Genomic DNA, 3,101 nt, shown 5'->3' with positions numbered 1-3,101 from the left:
GGGGAATTTCGATTCGAGGAAGCGCATGAGCGGCTCCATCACGGCCTTGAGCTGATCCCCCTGACCCGAGAGCGTCTGCGGCACGACGGTCGCGGCCCTGATTTCGCCGCGCATTTCCTTGCGAAGCTGTTCGAGGAGCTGCACCAGATCGACCTGCGGCATATCCTCGCTATCGGGCGGCGGGATTGCGTCGTCGCGGACGTGCTCATAGCCCTCCAAATGGCAGTCTCCCTTGCGCAGGAATCTTCCGGCATAGCGGAGCTGCCAGCGGTAGAAGCCGTCGCCATAGGCCTCCCCCACGACTTCGGGCACGTCGAGGCCGCCCTCAATCATCCACTCTTCGATCTGGATCGCCCGCAGGGATTTCCAGCCGATCCCGCGGGTATTGCGCTGCACGCAGAGCTTGAGGCGCCCCGCAGTTGCGCCGCCCAGCGATGCGATGATTTCCGAGAGCGTCTGCGCCTCCTCGGCGAGGAGGCTCTTGCGGGAAGGCTTCTCTGTCGCGGGAACCGGTTCCGCCCTCGCCGGCTCGACTTCGACCCTGCGTGGCTCTGCATCCACAGGCTCGGGGCGAGGAGTGTAAACACGGTTTTCCCCATCGGGGCGGATTTCATTCTGGTCGGACATGGCGAATTTCCTTTCGAGCGATGTGCTCGGCCGTAAACTCGCCACGCGCGCTTGTGAAGGAAAGCTGTGCGCAACTCTTTGTGAGTTGATGATTCATCGCGGAGAACCACATGGCGACGAGGATTCAACCAGTGCGTCACCACGCGCAACCTTGTGGCAACCAGTGGGCCCCGCCCCTATTTCGCCGGGGCGGATGCCACGTGTCTCCCACGCGCCAACCGACGCATTATCGGTCACTTGGCGCCCGTCATTGCCCTCCCCCGCCCCTTCCCGTACTATTCGCGGGTCACACCTGCAACGATTTTTCAGGGGGAGGGTTCCATGCAGATTTCCATCCGTGTCCGTACCTGCGCGCTTGCCGCCGTGTTTGCCGGTCTTCTGGCAACCGGGGCGTTGAGCTGCAAGGGAGAGATCAGGAAAGACGAAAAGAAAGTCGCGGCGAGGTCCGCCCCCACGCAGGTTCCCGACAGCGGCCCAAAGGAAGTTTCGACCAGGCCCGCCGTCACCGCGGCAGAGGTGCGCCCGTTCTTCCGGCTCATCGGCGAAGAGGGCGTCGTGCCCCGCCAGATCGAGATTTCCTTCTCCCAGATCGTGTTCGAGCCCGAGCAGGTCAACCAGGCAGTCTCCGACAAGACCGTTCTTTCCCTCTCGCCCGAGGTCAGCGGCAGACTGAGCCGAACCGGTCCCGCGAGCCTGCTCTTCGAGCCCGAAAAGCCGCTGCCGCCCGCCACCAGGCTCACTGCATCTTTGGAGAAACTCGAAACCAAGGACGGCGTGCTCGAACCGCCCAGTACCGATACCTGGAACTTCGCGTTCGAGACGCCCGCCTTCCGCCTCGTGCGCGTCTCGCCCCACAAGGTGAACAAGGTCCAGCGCACCCTTCAGGCGGAGCTCGATCTCGTCTTTTCCGCGCCGGTGGATCTGGGAAGCCTGCGGCAGTCGAGTCGCTGGCTCATCGACGGTGCGGGCGTAACCGATGTCAGCTACCAGGGCGCGGACCGGCCGAACGTGGCGCGCGTGAAGCTCCGTCCCTCGACCACGAAAACCGAGGCGCAGGTGCAGTTCGTCATGCAGGATGGCGTCCAGTTGGCTGGCGACCGCTCGGTTAGAGCGCCCGCCACCGAGGAGCGGCTTCTGGTCAAACTAGGCGAAGCGCTCACGATCTTCGAAGCCAATCGCAAGGAAGGCGCATCGGGTCACTTCATCGAAGTCGTCTGCGACGACCGCGCGGCCGGCGGCAAGAACTACTACCGCTGGGACAGCATGCGCCACGACTACATCTATATTTCAGACCGATGCGTTCTGCGGCCCGAAGACGTGGAGACGGCGGTTCACTTCGATCCGCCGGTGCAGGTGAGCGTCTCCGCCACCCGGCGGGGATTCCGGCTGCTGGGAGACTTCGCGCGCGGGAGCTACCGCATGCGCATCGACGCGGGCGCGCGCTCCGAAGACGGCGGGGTGCTGGGTGAGACCTACGAGACGCTGTTTACCGTACCCGAGCGCAGCCCCAGCGTCGCGTTCGGTTCGAAGGGGCGCTACCTGCCCGCCGACAGCTGGGGCAATCTCCCCCTGCGCCACCTGAACGTCGATGAGATCATGCTGAGCGTTCGTCACGTGGGCGCCCAGAATGTCGTCTACTGGCTCAGCGGCGAGAGTGAGCAGACCGACGACCGAACCTCCGATCTCGTGTTCCAGAAGACGCTCCGCGTCTCCGGCCAACTCGACGAGCAAAAGACAAGCTGGATCGATCTGGAGGCGCTGATTCCAAGTCCCGAGCGCGGTGTTTATGAACTTACCGTCACGGCGAAAGGCAAACGCGACACCGCCCGGATTGCACTGACGAATCTCAATCTGATTGCCAAGCGAAGCAGCGCCCCCTCGCCCGACGGATGGGGCAAGCACCTCAACGTCTGGGCCATCGACGCCCACACCGCAGCGCCTGCCCCGGACGCGCGGATCAAGTGGATCACCAAAAGCGGCAGGGCCGTCGCCGAATGCACGAGCGGAGGCGACGGCGGGTGCGTGCTGGAGGCCGGGCCGGCGGGAGAAGACAAGAGCCCGCCGTTCGCCATCGTGGCCACAAAGGGAGACGACTTCACCTTTCTGAAATTCAGCGAGCTGGAAGTTGATCTCGAAGGCTCGCAGGTCCAAGGCGAGCCATACGAGCGAGCGGCCGCCTATGCCGCGGCTCTCTATAGCGATCGCGGCGTCTACCGTCCGGGCGAGACGGCGCACCTGGTCGGCATCGTGCGCGACAAGTCCTACGTCGCCCCGCCGGCGGAAATGCCCGTGGAACTTGTCCTCACCGATCCGCGAGGAAGAGTGCTGGCGCGCCGGGCGCTCAAGACCAACGACGCGGGCATTGTCGCTTACGATCAGCAGTTCGCCGACTTCGCAGACACCGGCGCCTACAAGCTCAGCCTGGAGATCGCCAAGACGCAGATCGCGCAGTATGGCTTCAATGTCGAGGAATT

2 protein-coding genes are annotated in these 3,101 nt (G+C 64.1%); one reads left to right on the top strand and one right to left on the bottom strand.

The annotated features are described in order from the left end of the window. On the bottom strand, window positions 1-627 hold a 627-nt coding region (locus KDH09_19830), incomplete at its 3' end, for a hypothetical protein (protein ID MCB0221958.1). Between the two features lie 321 nt (window positions 628-948). Between KDH09_19830 and KDH09_19825 the strand changes: the two genes are divergently transcribed. After that, window positions 949-3,101: hypothetical protein (locus KDH09_19825; protein MCB0221957.1), on the top strand; the 2,153-nt coding region annotated here is incomplete at its 3' end.

The sequence above is a fragment of the Chrysiogenia bacterium genome (assembly GCA_020434085.1).
In the GTDB taxonomy this organism is placed as follows: domain Bacteria; phylum JAGRBM01; class JAGRBM01; order JAGRBM01; family JAGRBM01; genus JAGRBM01.
The sequence above is the reverse complement of the archived record's forward strand: the minus strand, read 5'-3'. Positions and strand labels throughout refer to the sequence as shown.